The organism is Micromonospora craterilacus (genome assembly GCF_003236315.1).
Taxonomy (GTDB): Bacteria; Actinomycetota; Actinomycetes; order Mycobacteriales; family Micromonosporaceae; genus Micromonospora; species Micromonospora craterilacus.
Genome location: NZ_POTY01000166.1, coordinates 1 through 16,204 on the forward strand (window position 1 = coordinate 1; position 16,204 = coordinate 16,204).

12 protein-coding genes and 1 riboswitch are annotated in these 16,204 nt (G+C 71.7%); of the genes, 7 read left to right on the top strand and 5 right to left on the bottom strand.

Annotation, left to right across the window (positions count from 1 at the left end; genetic code table 11):
• Positions 1 to 105: 105 nt before the first annotated feature.
• The 4 genes from C1I95_RS22955 to C1I95_RS22970 are packed head-to-tail and all read right to left on the bottom strand — an operon-like array spanning position 106 to position 4,697.
• Positions 106 to 588 carry a DUF742 domain-containing protein gene (locus C1I95_RS22955; RefSeq protein ID WP_111216509.1) on the bottom strand — a complete coding sequence of 161 codons (483 nt, stop codon included), beginning with the start codon at positions 586 to 588 and terminating at the stop codon, positions 106 to 108.
• Entirely contained in the window at positions 585 to 1,055 is a 471-nt protein-coding gene (locus tag C1I95_RS22960) for a roadblock/LC7 domain-containing protein (RefSeq protein WP_111216511.1), read from the bottom strand. The genes C1I95_RS22955 and C1I95_RS22960 overlap by 4 nt, the downstream gene beginning before the upstream one ends.
• On the bottom strand, positions 1,052 to 3,496 hold the full coding sequence (locus tag C1I95_RS22965) for a sensor histidine kinase (RefSeq protein WP_111216513.1): 2,445 nt from the start codon (positions 3,494 to 3,496) through the stop codon (positions 1,052 to 1,054). The genes C1I95_RS22960 and C1I95_RS22965 overlap by 4 nt, the downstream gene beginning before the upstream one ends.
• Entirely contained in the window at positions 3,483 to 4,697 is a 1,215-nt protein-coding gene (locus C1I95_RS22970; protein WP_111216515.1) for a hypothetical protein, read from the bottom strand. Before C1I95_RS22970 ends, C1I95_RS22965 begins: the two co-directional genes overlap by 14 nt.
• A gap of 370 nt (positions 4,698 to 5,067) precedes the next feature.
• Between C1I95_RS22970 and C1I95_RS22975 the strand changes: the two genes are divergently transcribed.
• Both C1I95_RS22975 and C1I95_RS22980 read left to right on the top strand, forming a co-directional pair.
• The gene (locus tag C1I95_RS22975) at positions 5,068 to 7,938 is read left to right on the top strand and encodes an alpha/beta fold hydrolase (protein WP_111216517.1); all 2,871 of its coding nucleotides are present in this window, start codon (positions 5,068 to 5,070) and stop codon (positions 7,936 to 7,938) included.
• The gene (locus C1I95_RS22980) at positions 7,938 to 8,837 is read left to right on the top strand and encodes an ABC transporter permease (RefSeq protein WP_111216519.1); all 900 of its coding nucleotides are present in this window, start codon (positions 7,938 to 7,940) and stop codon (positions 8,835 to 8,837) included. Before C1I95_RS22975 ends, C1I95_RS22980 begins: the two co-directional genes overlap by 1 nt.
• 16 nt (positions 8,838 to 8,853) lie before the next feature.
• Here the strand turns inward: C1I95_RS22980 and C1I95_RS22985 are convergent, their stop codons facing one another.
• Positions 8,854 to 9,585, bottom strand: a complete 732-nt coding sequence (locus tag C1I95_RS22985) for a DUF4232 domain-containing protein (RefSeq protein ID WP_233513823.1) — start codon at positions 9,583 to 9,585, stop codon at positions 8,854 to 8,856.
• A 213-nt stretch (positions 9,586 to 9,798) separates the two neighbouring features.
• Here C1I95_RS22985 and C1I95_RS22990 point away from each other — a divergent pair, with 213 nt between their 5' ends.
• The 5 genes from C1I95_RS22990 to paaN all read left to right on the top strand — a co-directional run bounded on the left by C1I95_RS22990 (position 9,799) and on the right by paaN (position 16,001).
• Positions 9,799 to 10,248 (top strand): DoxX family protein, encoded by a 450-nt coding sequence (locus C1I95_RS22990; protein ID WP_111216523.1) that lies wholly within the window; start codon positions 9,799 to 9,801, stop codon positions 10,246 to 10,248.
• A gap of 196 nt (positions 10,249 to 10,444) precedes the next feature.
• A riboswitch (SAM riboswitch) is annotated at positions 10,445 to 10,580 on the top strand.
• A 9-nt stretch (positions 10,581 to 10,589) separates the two neighbouring features.
• Positions 10,590 to 11,876 (top strand): threonine synthase, encoded by a 1,287-nt coding sequence (gene thrC / locus C1I95_RS22995; RefSeq protein WP_111216525.1) that lies wholly within the window; start codon positions 10,590 to 10,592, stop codon positions 11,874 to 11,876.
• 306 nt (positions 11,877 to 12,182) lie between these two features.
• Positions 12,183 to 13,202, top strand: coding sequence for a GNAT family N-acetyltransferase (locus C1I95_RS23000; protein WP_111216527.1), 1,020 nt, complete (start codon positions 12,183 to 12,185; stop codon positions 13,200 to 13,202).
• 53 nt (positions 13,203 to 13,255) lie between these two features.
• Entirely contained in the window at positions 13,256 to 14,275 is a 1,020-nt protein-coding gene (locus C1I95_RS23005) for a GNAT family N-acetyltransferase (RefSeq protein WP_111216531.1), read from the top strand.
• A 52-nt stretch (positions 14,276 to 14,327) separates the two neighbouring features.
• Positions 14,328 to 16,001, top strand: a complete 1,674-nt coding sequence (gene paaN / locus C1I95_RS23010) for a phenylacetic acid degradation protein PaaN (protein ID WP_199523867.1) — start codon at positions 14,328 to 14,330, stop codon at positions 15,999 to 16,001.
• The last annotated feature ends 203 nt before the right edge of the window (positions 16,002 to 16,204 follow it).

Here is a 16,204-nt window from a genome sequence, read left to right on the forward strand (position 1 = left end):
GGGGTGGCCCGACCCACGGGCGGCGGGGTCGGTGCCGGTGCCGACCCCCCGTAGCGGGCTGCGGCGCTGTTGCCGGCGAGCGTGCCCTGTGGGGCGACCGGCCAGTCAGGAGATTGCACGGAGTCCATCAATCACTCGCAGGATGACGTCGGGGGCGAGGGCATCGTCGGCGTCGGTGACGTGTACGTCCAGATGCCCGGCGGCCCGCAGGTCGCCCACCAGGACCCGGGTGACGCCGAAGTGCAACCTGGTCTTGGCGGAGATCTCGGCGACCGAGATCGGTTCACCGCAGAGCGCCACGATCGCCTGTAGTTCCGGACCCAGCTGGGCGGCCGTGACGTTCCACGGATCGATGGTCGGCCGGGCGGTCACCTGGGTCTCCAGGCCGATCGTCGGGTCGGCGCCGTCCACCCGGCCGGCCGTGAGCACGAACGGGCGCGGTCCGGTCGGCCCGGTCGCCTCGGGTTCCGTTCCGAGCGCCGCCGGTGCGCCTGCGCCGCCGGCGTCGCCGGCCGGGGAGGGCTCGCGCAGGTAGGGCCGGATCCGGACCACCGGCTCCTGGTCTGCACCGGCGGCGTCGGGGCTCACTGCTGTACGGAGTTCTTGAGTTCGGCGATCAGACGCGGCGTGAGCGCACTACCGGCCCGACCGGCGAAGAGGGTCATCTCGTAGGCGACGGTGCCCAGGTTGGCCGACCGGTCGGCGACCACGCCGAGCACCGAGCCGCTGCTGATCGCACTGATCAGCAGGTATCCCTCGGCCATGTCGACCACGACCCGGTTGAGCCCGCCCAGCGCGTACCAGCTGGCGGCACCGCCAGCCAGGCTGGTCATGCCGGACACCACCGCGGCGAGGCGCTCCGCGTTGGACCGGTCCTTGATCGCCGACATGGCCATCAGCAGCCCGTCCGACGACACGGCGATCGCCTCCAGCACCCCCGCCGTGCCCGAGGTGAAGCTGTCCAGCAGCCAGTTGAAGGTACGGGCCTCGGGGCTGAGGTCATCGGCCGGATGGCCCTGGCGGTCGAGGTTCTCGTGTACGTGCGGGCTGGTCACCGTGGCGTTCCTTCTTCGTCGCTGCGGTCGGGACGGACATCGCGCAGAGCCCGGGCGACGCCGGTCTCGAACGCGGTGATGAGATCGCGGACCTCGGCCGGATCGCCGGGGTGCTGGGTGAGCGGTTGCCGGAGTGGCGGAACGATCAGGTTCGCGCCCGGTACCCGCCGGGTCAGCCGTGCCGGGGTGCCGGACGGCGCCGGCTCGACCGGCTGCGGGAGGGCTTGCGCCTGGCTCTGCTCGGCCCGGCGTACCCCCGACTGGAAGTCCTCGACGAGGGCGCGCGCGGCGGTCGGGTCGGCGCTGGTGGCGTCCACCGGACCCACCCCCGGTGCGGTCGCCGGCAGGCTGGCCCCCGGCACCCGCTGGCGGATTCCGGGCAGTGAAGCCGGCGGGCTGATGCCCGGGCTCGTGGCGAAGGCGTCCCAGGACTCGGCGAGTTCCATGCTCGCGGTCGCCCGGGTCAGCAACGCCTGGTCGAATCCGGGCAGCACCATGTCGCCCGGTCGCCGGTCGACGCCGTTGGCCACCGCCAGCGCGTGCCCGGGCTGGGGTGTGGCGTCGAGTTCCGGCCGATCCTGCTCGGGTGCCCCGACCATCAGCGACGACCGGGGGACCAGCAGGGTGGCGGTGACGCCACCGCCCGGGGTGGCCCGCAGGGAGACCGTCCAGCCGTGCCGGCGGGCCAGCCGGCCCACCACGAAGAGTCCGAGCACCTCGGTCGGGGCGAGGTCCAGCCGCTCCCGGCGGGTGAGCCGGGCGTTCTCATCGGCCAGCCGTGCCTCGGTCATCCCGATCCCGTGATCCACCACGGTCAGGCACGCGCCGTCGTCGGTGAGCTCGCCGCCGACCACCACCCGGGTGTGCGGCGGGGAGAAGACGGTGGCGTTCTCCATCAGTTCGGCCAACGCCAACACCAGGTCGCCGATGATCGCCGGTGCGGCCGCGACCCCGGTCGGGACCGGTACATCCACCCGGGTGTAGTCCTCGATCTCACCCAGGGCCAGCCGGACCACGTCGGCCAGCGAAACCGGTGCGACGTGCGTGTCGTCGCCCGCCGCCCCGGAGAGCACCACGAGATTGCCCGCGTTACGCCGCAGCCGGCTGGAGATGTGGTCGAGCCGGTACAGGTTCTCCAGCCGTCCGGGCTCGGTCTCCTGCTGCTCCAACCGGTCGATCAGGGCGATCTGCCGACCGACCAGATTCTGGGTACGCCGACCGACATGACCGAACATCTGGGCCACGTTGCGTCGGCTCGCCACCTGCCGTTCCACCAGCCGGGCGGCCGTGCTCTGCACCCGTTCGAAGGCCCGGGCCAGGTCGCCGATCTCGTCCCGGGCGCGTACGTCGACCGGGTCGAGGCGGATCGGCTGGGCGTTGTCCACCTCGTCGTCACCGACCCGGACCAGCTCGGATTCGGCAACCCGGGCGACCCGGTCGGCGGAGCGGGTGAGCCGGGTCAACGGCCGGGCCACCGTCCGGCCGATGGCCAGGGCGAGCAGGACGACGACGATCAGGATCAGCGTGACCAGGGCGGTCACCCAGTACGCCGCGAAGAGCGCCTGCTGTCGCTGGGCGCGCACCTCGGCGGTGACGTCGGTGACCAGCTTCTTCTCCACGAACTGGCCCAGCGTGATCAGTGAGAACACGGTCGGGAAGAGGGTCTCCACGGTCATCTGGGAGACCGCGGCCACCGGGTCGAGGGCGCTCTGTTCGAGGAACTCCGGGCTGGTCCGGGTGGCCACCGCGGTCTGCTCGACGGTCATCAGGTCCAACTGCTCGGGGGTGAGCAGGCCGAGTACCTGTTCGCTCTCCGCCTGGAGGGTGGCCATGTTGGCCACGTAGGCGGCGGCGATCTGCGGGCTCGGGTCGGCCGCGACCAGCACGATCATCGCGCCGCCGGTGCTGAGCCCCTCGCTCTTGCGCAGGATGCGGTCCAGGGCGAGCACCTGCCGACCGGCCGGCGTCCGAGTGTCCACGGCGTAGGGCAGGCGCAACGAGTTGATCAAAGTCAGGTGCACCGGCCCGTACCCACCGATGATCTGTTGGGGGTCGGCCTGTCCGGTCAACGCCGCCGCCCGGACCTCGGCCAGCTGCCTGACGCCGTCGAGGGCCCGGTCCACCTCGGTCGGCAACTCATCGCCGAGTTCGCCGCGCAGGTCGACGACCCGATCGTCCACCTCCGCGATCTCCTGCACCAGATCGCTGCGCTCGGCCTGCCCGAGGAGCAGACCGATGGCGAGCATGCGTTCCCGCTGGAGGTGTTGGAGCAGGGTGCCGACCCGGCTGGCCACCTTGACGGTGCTGGCGATGTCGCCGGCCTGCTGTGCCACCCCGGCCCGCTCCCAGCACACCGGGATGGTCAGCCCCAGCATGCCGAGCAGGGGAATCATCACCAGCAGGGCGAGCTTGCCGCGGATCCGGAGCCTACCGAGCAGCATCGAAGGGCCTCCACCGCTCTGGTTCGCGGCCCGGCCCGACCGGCTGGAGCCCCGGCGGCTGCTCGCTCGCCGGGCGAACTGCCACCGGCTCCCACCGCCGCCCGGTGGCTCCGTCGGCCCGATCCGACCCGACGAGGTCGCTGCCGGTGCCGCTGCTGGAGTCGGATGACTCCCGGCCGGTGGCGGTGTCCCGCGGACGCGACACCCAGCCGCTTGCCGCGAGGACGATCAGGAGCAGCCCGGCGAGGCCGCCCGCGCCGAGGATCCACCGGGTGTTCCGGTCCATCTGGTCGATCCGCTCCACCAGCAGCCGGTCGATCTCGTCGAGGAGCACCGGCTGGAGCTGCTTGGCGGTGCGTTGCGCCTCGGCCCGGGCGGCGGAGAGCCGGGTGATGTCCACCGTGCCCGTCCGGTCGGTCAGCTGGGAGTGGATGGCCATCGCCTCGACCGCCCGCTGATAGGCGTCGAAGGGGGTGAGCACGCTCGCGCCCAGGTCGGCGCTCTCCGTGCTGTCGACCACCGCTCGCAGGTTGTTCACCAGGTCGTTGGCCGGTTGGAGAGCGGCGAACCGGAGGGTGCCCAGCTCGCTCAGGGAGCGGACCCGGTCGGCGGCGGGCCGCTGCTCGATCAGCACGGCCAGGTCGGTGAGCCGTCCGGCAGCGACCATCGCCTCCGGCATCTCCTCCCCGACGCCGTCCTGGAGGAAGTACGAGGCGGCACCGGAGTCGCGGATCAGGCCCGAGGTCTCCCGTACCTTGCCGTGCAGGGCCAGCAGCAGGTCGGTGACCTCCCCGTACGCGGCGAAGGCGGCCTCCGGGTCGGCCAGCGACCGGTCGGGCAACGCCTCCAGTTTCGCGCGCAGCCCGGCCCACCGCTCGCTGGTGCTCAACTCGCCGCCGATCCGGACGTCCACCGCCGTGACCTGCTCCACCGCCCGATTCAGCGCGTCCCGGGGCAGTGGCTGGCGGGTGACGGCGGCGCTCTGCGCATCCACCAGTGCCTCGGTGACCGGACCGAGGGCGCGGAGATACTGGACGCCCAACCGTTCCCGTTCGACTACCTTGCGGTCGGTGTCGACGAGCTGCTGGGCCTGCACGACGAAGAACGCCACCGGCAACAGCAGCACGGTGGCGATCAGCAGCGGCAACAGGCGGCCCGATGTCCGGGGCCGGCGACGGACCCGCGGAGCGGGGACGGTCATGGTGGTCTCCTCCGGCGGGGGCGCAGCTTCGGGGGACGGCACCGACGAGCCGGTCCCGTGCGCCGGACCGGAAAACTAATCGAACCGGAACGACCTGGAACTGGTCTGCGTCGGTCAGGTTTGCGTCACTTCGAGCGATGTCACGCAGAACCCGCCCGGCGGTCACGGTGTGTGTTTTTGCCGGAGAATAAAGACATGCTTGGATGCGGAATCCGATGAAAGGCATGAATTTCCATGATGCGAAGTCGTGCCAAGGTTCGCTCGGTGGGAGTTGTGCGGTCGACCTCTTGCGGATGACGATCGGCTGCTCAGAACGGACGTACGGCGGATCTCAGCTAGTACTCAGGTTCCGGGCCGTACCGTGTGCCGAATGAGATCGCCGTTCCCGGCCGCGCGGATCCGTCGTGTCCTGCCCACCGGCCGCCGGGCCGTCGCCGCATCGGTGGCCGTCGCCCTGCTGGCGGCGGTCGTGGTCTGGGCGGTCTGGCCGGACCGACCAGGCTTCCGCGCCGAGTCCGCGATGCTCACCGTCCGGTCCGGTCCGGCCGGCGACGAGCCGGTCGACCTGGACACCACGCTGTACCTCCCGCGTGACGCGTCCGCCGACCGGAAGGTTCCCGCGGTGCTGCTCGCCCACGGCTTCGGCGGCACCAAGAACTCCGTCCGGACCGACGCCGAGGACCTGGCCGATCGCGGGTACGCCGTACTGACCTGGACCGCCCGGGGCTTCGGCCGCAGCGGCGGGCAGATCCATCTGGACCACCCCGACTTCGAGGTACGCGATGCCCAGCGGCTGCTGGACTGGCTGGCGGACCGCCCGGAGATCCGGACCGACGCGGCGGGTGACCCACGGGTCGGCGTGGTCGGCGGCTCCTACGGCGGTGCCCTGGCGCTGCTGCTCGCCGCGCAGGACCAACGGGTGGACGCGATCGTTCCCCTGATCACCTGGAACGACCTGTCCCGCGCCTTCCTGCCGGAGAGCACCGGCGCGGCACCGACCGAGGGAGTGTTCAAGTCCGGCTGGGCCGGCATCTTCTTCGGCGGTGGCGGAAACACCGGCTCCGGTCCGGCCGGGATCTCCGGCAGCACCGCCGAGGCGTCGGAGGGAGCGCCCGCCTCCGCCGGTCCGCCGAGCCCCGCACCGGGCACCGGACCGGGCACCGCCCCCGGCGCACCGACCAATGGCGGCGCCGCCGATCCCTCCTGTGGCCGGTTCGCCGCCGATGTCTGCGCCACGTACCTGCGCATCGCCGCCACCGGCCGGGCCGATCAGGCCGCCGTCGACCTGCTGCGCCGCTCCAGCCCGGCCGGGGCGCTGGACCGGATCAAGGCGCCCACCCTGCTGGTGCAGGGCGCGGCGGACACCCTATTCCCGCTCGGCGAGGCCGACGCCAACGCCCGGGGCATCGCCGCGGGTGGCACTCCGGTCCGGGTGGCCTGGTTCACCGGCGGGCACGACGGCGGTGAGGGGCCGCGTACCGACTCCGACCGGGTGAAGTTCCTCACCGCGCAGTGGCTCGACCACTACGTCGCGGGGAGCGGGGGAGCCCCGGGCAACACCTTCACCTTCTCCCGGATCGCCGGGTTCGACGCGATGGACCGTGGGCTGGTGGCGACCGGGTACCGCACGGCCGACTACCCCGGCCTGAACGGGGAGTCCCGGCGGGACGTGGCGGTGGCTGGGCCGACCCAACGGGTGGCCAACCCGCCGGGTCGGAATCCGGCCGCCATCTCCTCGGTGCCGTTCGCCGGCTCGCTGAGTTCTCTGCTCGGCGGCGTGGCCGGGGACATACCCGGGCAGCACGCCCGGTTCGAGTCCGAGCCCGTGGCCGAGGCCGTCGACATCGTCGGGTCGCCCACCGTGCAGATCCGCGCCGCCTCGGCCAGCGGTGAGGCGGTCCTCTTCGCCAAGCTCTACGACGTCAACCCGGAGGGGGCGGCCACCCTCCCCAGCGGACTGATCGCCCCGATCCGGCTGACCGGCCTACCGTCGAGCATCGACGCCGCCCAGCCGGTCACCGTCACCCTGCCGGCGATCGTCCACCGGGTCGAGGCCGGCCACCGGCTTCGGCTGGTCGTCGCCACCTCGGACCAGGCGTACAGCACCCCGATCGAACCGACCGTCTACACGGTGGCGCTCGGGGATGCGCCGGTGAGCCTGCCGACGGTCAGCGGGGAGCCCATCCCGACCGAGGCGGCGCTCTGGCGCTGGGTGCTGGTCGGGCTGCTCGCCGCGATCGTGGTCGGGCTCGTCGTGCTGGTCGCCGTGCTGCGCCTGCGGCACCGCCGCCAGGACACCTCGGTCCACCCGGAGTACGCGGACACCCCGTTGGCCGTGCGCCAGCTGCGCAAGGAGTACGCCGACGGCTTCGTCGCGGTCTCCGAGGTGGACTTCGAGGTGCACCCCGGTCAGGTGGTCGGTCTGCTCGGGCCCAACGGCGCCGGCAAGACCACCACCCTGCGGGTGCTGATGGGGCTGACCCAGCCGACCGCTGGGGAGATCTACGTCTTCGGGCACCGGCTGGTGCCGGGCTCGCCCGTGCTGTCGCGGATCGGCGCGCTGGTCGAAGGCCCCGGTTTCCTGCCGCACCTGTCCGGGTTGGAGAACCTCAAGGCGTACTGGCGGGCGACCGGGCGGCCGGCGGCCGACGCCCATTTCGAGCAGGCGCTGGAGATCGCCGGGCTGGGTTCCTCGGTGCACCGGCGGGTGCGCAAGTACAGCCACGGCATGAAGCAGCGGTTGGCCATCGCCCAGGCCATGCTCGGCCTGCCGGAGCTGCTGGTGCTCGACGAACCGACCGACGGGCTGGACCCGCCACAGATCGCCGAGATGCGCCGGGTGCTCCAGCGGTACGCCACCGGCGGCCGGGCGGTGCTGGTCTCCAGTCACCTGCTCGCCGAGGTGGAGCAGACCTGCACCCACGCGGTGGTGGTCAACAAGGGGCGGATCGTCGCCTCCGGGCCGGTCGAGGACATCGTCGGCGAGTCGCCCAGCGTGCTGTTCGAGGTGACCGACCCGGCGGCGGCCCGGACCGTGCTCGACGGTCTCGGCGGTGTCCGGGTGCTGGACGACTCCGACGGGAATCTGGTGGTCGACACCAACGGCACGGCCCGCAGCGAGGTCGTCGCCGAGCTGGTCCGGGCCGGGATCGGAGTGGACCGGGTGGTGCCCCGGCGCCGCCTGGAGGACGCCTTCCTCGCCCTGGTGGGCGAGAACTCTCGGGGAAGCGGGGACCGGTGATGGCGGGATCGACTGTCGAGCCGACGCGGAGTGCGGCCGGCGTGGCACCGTCGGGGGCGGCGGCCGGTTATCGGCCGTCGAAGACGCTGCCGTTCGTCGCGGAGTTCCGCCGGCAGGCGTCGCGGCGGCGTACCCAGCTGGCGCTCGGCTTCATGGTGCTGCTGCCGCTGATCATCCTGATCGCCTTCCAGTTCGAATCGGGCGACGACGACAACGGACGGGGCGAGTTCGGCAGCCTCGTCTCGTTCGCCACCTCGGGTGGGCTGAACTTCACCCTGTTCACGATCTTCGTCTCGGCGTCGTTCCTGCTGGTCGTGGTGGTGGCGTTGTTCTGCGGCGACACGGTGGCCAGCGAGGCGAGCTGGGGCAGCCTGCGTTACCTGCTGGCGGTGCCGGTGCCCCGGGCCCGGTTGCTCGCGGTGAAGCTGCTGGTCGCGCTCACCTACTCGGCGTTGGCCCTGGTGCTGCTCGCCGGCACGGCGCTGGTGATCGGGACCCTGCGATACGGCTGGTCGCCGCTGCGCAGCACGGTCGCCGCCCAGCTGGAGCCGGGCGAGGGGCTGCTGCGCCTGCTCATGGTGCTCGGCTACCTGGCGGTCGTCCTGCTGGTGGTCGCCGGCCTGGCGTTCCTGCTCTCGGTGATCACGGACGCGGCGCTCGGCGCGGTCGGCGGCGCGGTGCTGCTGTGGATCCTGTCCAGCATCCTGGACCAGATCACCGCGCTCGGCGCGATCCGGTCGTTCCTGCCGACCCACTACAGCACGGCCTGGCTCGGGTTGCTCTCCACGCCGGTACAGACCGACGATCTCGTCCGGGGTGCCGTCTCGGCGATCTGCTACGCCACCCTCTTCTGGGGGCTGGCCTTCTGGCGCTTCACCCGCAAGGACATCACCAGCTGACGCCGGCCGGCTCGGCTCAGAGCAGCGGGAGCGGGGAGGTGGACGGTGTCGCGGGTGTCGGCGTGGGCGCCGTCGGCACCCGGCTGCGCCAGGCACTGACCCCGATCCGGTCGGTGTTGCCCAGGTCGATCCGTCCCTCGATGGCGACCTCCTGCGCGGGTCTACCCGCAAGCGGGGCGATCTCCAGATGTTCGGCGTTCGTCGCGACGACGGTCGGGTTGTCGACCAGGTTGCGCCAGAGCAGGGCGGCTCCGGCCGCCTCGCCGGGGGCCAGCACCAGCGGCCGGGGCGGGTCGTCGAAGCCCGAGGTGATTCCCTTCGCCCCACGGATCACCCGGACCGGGATCGGGTCCCCGTCGTTGTCCCGAAGCTGCGGCGCCGGGTACCCGTGCAGCCGGTAGGGACGGGTACCGCAGTTGACGAGTTCCACGCCCATCGCCCGCAACCCCATGGCGGCGCTGACGCCGAGATAGGTGATCCGGACGCCGGATTCGGGGCAGGTGGTCGGCGGGTCAGCCGCCGCCGACGACGGCAGGGCGTCGGGTGTGTTGGGCGGCCGAGCGGGCGCCAGCGGGGCGTAGGGCCCGTCCGCCGAGCCGTCGGGTGCGTCGACCGGTGCGCAGCCGGCGAGCAGCGCGATCCCGGCGAGCGTGACCACGAGTCGCCGATGATTCTTGCCCAGCCTGGTCCCGGTCGGGGCGACCGCGGCCCGCATCGTGCTGCGGCGCGCAGTTGTTGCCTCTGGCATCCGGGCATCATCGCACTGACCGCAGGCGCACGGCCCCAACAGCCATTTCCGGAGGTGCCAGTTCGTCGGCCGTTCCGCGCGGGTCGGCGCTTCCGGAAGTTTCAGCCGGTAGAGTGGTTTGGGAGCGTTCCCACAGTGGGAGAATCAATCGACAATCATCGATAACGCAGCGCATTCTGATGGCAACGTCCATCTGGTAACGGAGGTATCGGAATGCGTACTGACCGGTTCGGCGGGCCGGCCTTATCCCTGTTCCGCATGGTGATCGGCCTGCTGTTTCTCTGCCACGGCCTGGCGTCGCTGTTCGGTGTCTTCGGCGGCAACCGCGGCAGCGGTGACCCCGTGCCACTCGGGCAGTGGCCGGGCTGGTGGGCTGCGCTGATCCAGGCGATCTGCGGTGCCCTGGTCCTCGTCGGCATCTTCACCCGCCCCACCGCACTGCTGGCGTCGGGCTCGATGGCCTACGCGTACTTCGTGGTCCATCAGCCCGAGGCGCTGCTGCCGCTGCGCAACCACGGCGAGTTGGCCGTGCTGTTCTGCTGGTCGTTCCTCCTGGTCGCGGTGCTCGGCCCGGGCACCTGGGCGCTGGACACCCTGCTGCGGCAGCGCGGCACCGCAGCGGTCGACCTCGAAGCAGCCGAGCGCCGGTCCGTGCCGGCCTGACCCCGCCGGCCCCACGGGGCAGGCCATGATCGTGCTCAATCCTGGATCGAGTCGCCTTCCGGCGACGCCGATGCCACTCGATCCGGGATCGAGTGCGACCTCGTCCCGCGAGGGTGGCTTGAGGGATCGCTCACAGGCTGAGATCGATTGGGGACGAGCGGGGCGGGATTGCCTAGACTCGACGGCACAACTGCATACCTCATCCAGAGGGGCTGAGGGATACGGCCCGACGACGCCCCGGCAACCACCCCCCGCGCCCATCGTTGAGCGTCCGGCGGGGCAGGTGCCAATTCCGTCCCCGCCGCAGGGTGCGATGCGGGGAAAGATGAGAGGACCTCGACATGTCGTCGACGCTCGCCCCTTCCGGTATCGACACCACCGCCAGCCCCGCCCGCGCACTGGTCTGCCGCGCCTGTTCGGCCCGCTACCCGCTCGCCGCCCAACACGCCTGTTACGAGTGTTTCGGTCCGTTGGAGGTCGACTACGACCCGGCCGCCCTGGCCACCGTCACCCGCGAGCAGATCGAGGCGGGCCCCCGCAACCTCTGGCGGTACGCCGGCCTGCTGCCCGCCGGCCAGGACCCGGCCACCCGGGTCACCCTGAATCCCGGATTCACCCCACTGGTGGCCGCCGACCGGCTCGCCGCCGAGCTGGGCATCACCGCCCCGCTCTGGGTCAAGGACGACAGCGCCAACCCCACCCACTCGTTCAAGGACCGGGTGGTGTCGGTGGCGCTGAGCGCGGCCCGGGCGCTGGGCTTCACCCGGTACGCCTGCGCCTCCACCGGCAACCTGGCCAACTCGGTCGCCGCGCACGCGGCCCGGGTGGGCGCGCCGTCGGTGGTCTTCATCCCCAGTGACCTGGAACAGGGCAAGGTCGTGACCACCGCGGTCTACGGCGGCGAGCTGGTCGCGATCGACGGGTCGTACGACGATGTGAACCGGCTCTGCGGCGAGCTGGTGGAGACCGACGAGTTCGAGGACACGGCGTTCGTCAACGTGAACGTCCGGCCGTACTACGCGGAGGGCTCGAAGACGCTCGGCTACGAGGTCGCCGAGCAACTCGGCTGGCGGATCCCCGCCCAGGTGGTCATTCCGATGGCCTCCGGCGAGCTGCTCACCAAGATTGACAAGGCGTTCACCGAGTTGGTGGAGATCGGGCTGGTCGACGCGCCGGCCGGCGGCTGGAAGGTCTTCGGTGCGCAGTCGGCCGGCTGCAACCCGATCGCCACCGCCCTGCACGCGGGCAGCGACATCATCACCCCGGTCAAGCCCACCGGGATCGCGAAGTCGCTCAACATCGGCGACCCGGCGGCCGGCCTGTACGCCCTCGAAGCGGTACGTCGCACCGGCGGCTGGATGGAGTACGTCGACGACGACGAGATCCGCGCCGGCGTGCGGCTGCTGGCGCGTACCACCGGGGTTTTCGCGGAGACCGCCGGTGGGGTGACCGTGGCGGTCCTGCGCAAGCTGGTCGAGTCCGGCCGGCTGGACCCGGCCGCCGAGACCGTGGTGTTCAACACCGGCGAGGGGCTCAAGACGCTCGACGCCGTCGCCGGTCAGGTGGGCCCGACCCACCGGATCAGGCCGTCGCTGCGGGCCGCCCGCGACGCCGGCCTGCTCGGCTGAGCCCGTCGTTCGGCCGGTGCTCGGCTGGGCGATGGGTTGGGTGGTGGATCGCCCGGGTGGGGGATCGGGCGGATCCGCCGGGTAACCGGCTTTTCGCAGTGAGTGCGGAAAACACGCCGTCGGGGACTTGACGGCAGGAACCGGACGGCGCAAGATGCTCCGTGCGGGAGGGCGTTTCGCCGTAGACTTTCAGTCTTTACGACCCAGCGCCGGAGGCGTTGTGCGATCGACCCTCCCGACCAACGTCCGAACGGGCCAGCGGAAAATTCGCTGGCCCGTTCGTTTGTCGTGGCGCACGCTGCGAGCATGACCATCACCATCACGACCTTCGGGCCTGCCGACGAGTCGGCGATCGAGCAGGCGTACCAGGTCGGTGCGGCGTCCGAGGCGGTGGACCTGCCCGACTTCCCGCCGTTCTGCCGGCAGCGGTTCACGGCGATGGTCCGCCACCCGATGCCGGGCAACGCGCCGGTGAATTTGCTGGCCCGGCTCGACGGTGAGCCCGCCGGCCACCTCGTGCTCGACCTACCCCAGTTGGACAACACCGAGAACGCCTCGGCCGACCTGGTCGTGCACCCGGCGTACCGCCGGCGGGGCGTGGGCCGCGCGCTGCACGAGCACGCCCTCGGCCTGCTGCGCGAGCGGGGACGCAAACGGGTGACCGCGATGAGCCCGACCTACCTGCCCGGCACGACCGACCAACCGTCGCCCGGCACCGCGTTCGCCGCGACCGTCGGGGCGGGCTGCGCGTTGGTCGACGTGCGGCGGCGGCTGACCGTCGCCGACCTCGACCAGGCGGGGCTGGACTCGCTGCTGGCGGGGGCCTGGACCAAGGCGTCCGGGTACCAGGTTCTGCACTGGCGTGGGCACACCCCGGACGAACTCGCCGCCGACGTCGCGTACCTCGACGGGCGACTGCTGGCCGACGCGCCAATGGGCGACCTGGCGTGGGAGCCCGAGCAGGTCGACGCGGAGCGGCTGCGCGGCACCGAGCTGGCCCTGGACGCGCGTGGCCGCCGCCGCTATCACGTCGGGGTGCGGCACGAGGCGTCCGGGCGGCTGGTCGCGTGGACCCTGCTGGACGTCGGCGCGTCCGCGGACTGGCACGCGTTCCAGCAGATCACCATCGTGGACCCGGAGCACCGTGGGCACCGACTCGGCCTGCTGGCCAAGATCGAGAACCTGCGGCACCTGCTTGCCCACGAGCCCGGCGTTCGCGTGATCGACACCTTCAACGCGGACAGCAACGACCACATGATCGCCATCAACGAGCAACTCGGCTTCCGGCTGGTCGACCGGTGGAGCAACTGGCAGCTCACGCTGTGACGGACGGGAAAACCGGTGGCGCCGGCGGGCGGGCGGCGGGCATCCTCCGGGCCATGCATATCGCCGTCGATCCGTACGACCCCACCGACGAGGCCGCGCTCGACGAGGCGTACCGGATAGTCGCGGCCGCGCAGGCCGTGGACGTGCCCGACGTGCCGGTGGGCGACCGCGCCGAGTTCGGTCGGGTCGCTGCCCACCCGCCGTACGGCAACGTCGTGCTGACCGCGCTGGCCCGGCGGGACGGCGACGCCGTCGGATACCTGTGGATCCGGTTGCCGCAACTGGACAACACCGGCAACGCCAGCGTGGAGCTGGTCGTCGACCCGGCCCACCGGCGACAGGGGGTGGGCCGCGTGCTGCTCGGGTACGCCCGGCGGGTGGCCGCCGAGCACGGCCGCAAGCGGCTGATCGCCGAGACGACCGACGGTCTGCCCGGCGAATCGGCGTCGCCGGCGCCCGGTGCGGCCTTCGCGGCGGCGGCCGGCGCCCGCCCGGCGCTGCCGGATGTCCGTCGCCGGCTGGACACCACCCGGCTCGACCACACCTCCCTGGCCGCGCTGCACGACATGGCGCGCTCGCGCGCCGCCGGCTACCGGACGGTGGCGTGGGTGGGCGCGGTCGCCGAGGAGTACGTCGCCGACATCGCCCGGCTGGAGGGCCGGTTGTTCGCCGACGCGCCGACCGGCGAACTCGTCGTCGAGGCGGAGAAGGTGGACGCCAAGCGGTTCCGGGAGATGGAGCGGATCCGGGCGTTGCGTGGCCGGCGGCGCTACCACCTGGGTGCGGTGCACGAGGCGACCGGCCGGATGGTCGCCTGGACGATGATCGACATGGGTCCGTCGGCGACCTGGTACGCCTCCCAGGAGATCACCATCGTCGACCCGGAGCACCGGGGTCACCGTCTCGGCCTGCTGATCAAGGTCGAGAACCTGCGGCACGCGCTGGCGCACGAGCCGGCGTTGCGCGCGATCGACACCTGGAACGCGGCGGCCAACGACCACATGATCACCATCAACGAGCAGCTCGGCTTCCGGCCGGTCAACGCCGGGGCCAGCTGGCAGCTGACGATCTGAGTTGTGACACGCCCCTACTGATCGCGGGGCTTTGTGTTGCATGATGGCGGGCATGACGGACACCCCGCACCCCCTGTACGACAGGCACGCCGAGACCCTCAACCGTGCGCTGACCGCGATCACGGAGCGGGGGTACTGGTCCGCCTACCCGGAATCGCCCAGCCCTCGGGTGTACGGCGAGACCGCGGCCGCCGACGGCAAGGCCGCCTTCGAGGCGTACCTGGGCGGAGACTTCCCGCTCGACCAGCCGGGCGACGGCGACCTGGTCGCCACCGAGACCAGCCCGTTCGGCGTCGAGCTGAACGTGCGCTATCCGCACGCCACCGCCGACCAACTCGTCGCCGCCGGGTCGGCCGGGCTGCCCGGCTGGCGTGACGCCGGCCCACAGGCCCGGGTGGGTGTCTGCCTGGAGATCCTCGACCGGCTCCACAAGAACGTTTTCGAGCTGGCCAACGCGGTGCAGTTCACCAGCGGACAGGCGTTCGTGATGGCCTTCCAGGCCGGTGGCGCGCACGCGCTGGACCGCGCGCTGGAGGCGATCGCCTACGCGTACGCGGAGATGACCCGACACCCCGGCACGGCCGGCTGGGAGAAGGCCGCCGGCAAGGGCGACCCGCTGCGGATGACCAAGACCTTCCACGTGGTGCCCCGGGGTGTCGCCCTGGTCGTCGGCTGCAACACGTTCCCGACCTGGAACTCGTACCCCGGTCTGTTCGCCTCGCTGGTGACCGGCAACCCGGTGGTGGTCAAGCCGCACCCGCGCGCCGTGCTGCCGCTGGCCATCACGGTGCGCTACGCCCGCGAGGTGCTCACCGAGGCCGGCTTCGACCCGAACCTGGTGCTGCTCGCCCCGGAGGCCCCCGCCGAGAAGCTCACCTCGACGCTGGCCCTGCACCCGTCCGTCAAGATCGTCGACTTCACCGGCTCCACCGAGTACGGCGACTGGCTGGAGGCCAACGCCCGCCAGGCGGCCGTCTACACGGAGAAGGCCGGGCTGAACACGGTGGTGATCGACTCCACCGACGACTTCGTCGGGATGTGCCGCAACCTCGGCTTCACCCTGACGCTCTACAGCGGCCAGATGTGCACCACCTCGCAGAACATCCTCATCCCCCGGGACGGGATCGACACCGACCAGGGGCACAAGAGCTTCGACGAGGTGGCCGCCGGGATCGCCGCGACGGTCGGCAAGCTCACCGCCGACCCGGCCCGGGGCGTCGAGCTGACCGGCGCGATCGTCAACGACGGCGTGCTGGAGCGCCTGGACGAGGTCACCAAGGTCGGCGAGACGGTCCTGGAATCCCGTACCGTCGAGCACCCGGCCTTCCCCGGCGCCGTCGTGCGTACGCCGACCATCGTCAAGCTGGACGCCGGCGACACCGCGACCTACTCGCGGGAGTGGTTCGGGCCGATCTCGTTCGCCATCGCCACCGATTCCACCGCGCACAGCCTGGAGATCCTGCGCGCCACGGTGGGGGAGAAGGGCGCGCTGACCGCAGCCGTCTACTCCACCGACGAGTCGGTGCTGGACGCCACCGAAACCGCCGCGATCGAGGTCGGGGTGCACCTGTCGGGCAACCTCACCGGCGGGGTCTTCGTGAACCAGTCGGCGGCCTTCTCCGACTTCCATGGCAGCGGGGCGAACGCGGCTGCCAACTCGGCGCTGACCGATGGGGCTTACGTGGCCAACCGGTTCCGCATCGTGCAGAGCCGCCGGCACGTGTAGTGGTTGCGGCGGGGGTTCCGGGTCACCGTGCGTCCGTGATCTCTCGGCACCACCTGGGATTTTGATCTTCGGGGTGCCGCCTCGGGAAGGGTCCTTGGTCGACGGGGACCCTTGCTTGATGCGGTGGCCCCAGAACTCACCTTCCCTGCGCCCCGCCTACGCCTTGCGGTGCATTTGGAGTTCGCGGAGGGTGGGGATGGTGG

Bases quoted from the DNA above. Each gene is read 5' to 3' on its own strand.
- C1I95_RS22965 (WP_111216513.1), bottom strand. From the start codon at position 3,496: ATGCTGCTCGGTAGGCTCCGGATCCGCGGCAAGCTCGCCCTGCTGGTG.
- C1I95_RS22970 (WP_111216515.1), bottom strand. From the start codon at position 4,697: ATGACCGTCCCCGCTCCGCGGGTCCGTCGCCGGCCCCGGACATCGGGC.
- C1I95_RS22975 (WP_111216517.1), top strand. From the start codon at position 5,068: ATGAGATCGCCGTTCCCGGCCGCGCGGATCCGTCGTGTCCTGCCCACC.
- C1I95_RS22980 (WP_111216519.1), top strand. From the start codon at position 7,938: ATGGCGGGATCGACTGTCGAGCCGACGCGGAGTGCGGCCGGCGTGGCA.
- C1I95_RS22985 (WP_233513823.1), bottom strand. From the start codon at position 9,585: ATGCCAGAGGCAACAACTGCGCGCCGCAGCACGATGCGGGCCGCGGTC.
- C1I95_RS22990 (WP_111216523.1), top strand. From the start codon at position 9,799: ATGCGTACTGACCGGTTCGGCGGGCCGGCCTTATCCCTGTTCCGCATG.
- thrC (WP_111216525.1), top strand. From the start codon at position 10,590: ATGTCGTCGACGCTCGCCCCTTCCGGTATCGACACCACCGCCAGCCCC.
- C1I95_RS23000 (WP_111216527.1), top strand. From the start codon at position 12,183: ATGACCATCACCATCACGACCTTCGGGCCTGCCGACGAGTCGGCGATC.
- C1I95_RS23005 (WP_111216531.1), top strand. From the start codon at position 13,256: ATGCATATCGCCGTCGATCCGTACGACCCCACCGACGAGGCCGCGCTC.
- paaN (WP_199523867.1), top strand. From the start codon at position 14,328: ATGACGGACACCCCGCACCCCCTGTACGACAGGCACGCCGAGACCCTC.